At 76.5% G+C, this 243-nt stretch carries 1 protein-coding gene; it reads right to left on the bottom strand.

Going from position 1 to position 243, the window contains the following annotated elements; translation table 11 throughout:
- Window positions 1-243: HAMP domain-containing protein (locus tag AC0IXA_RS27995; protein ID WP_471814991.1), on the bottom strand; the 243-nt coding region annotated here is incomplete at both ends.

Genomic DNA, 243 nt, shown 5'->3' with positions numbered 1-243 from the left:
CGACTCCGCCGCGCTGTTGAACGTCCGGGACAGCTCGGCCAGTTCGTCGGTGCCGGAGACCCGCAGCCGGGTGTCGAGCTCGCCCTCGCCGAGCCGCCGCGCCGCCTCGCCGAGCCGGTGCACCGGCCGCAGCACGGTGGTGGCGGCGGCCTGCGCGAGCAGCGCCGAGCCGACCAGCGCGAGGGCGGTCGCGATCCCCAACGACCAGGCCAGCGAGTTCAGATCGGCCCGCTCCGCGTCCAG

The organism is Pseudomonas sp. AC083 (assembly GCF_979253165.1).
This window is presented reverse-complemented; position numbering and strand designations above follow the sequence as displayed.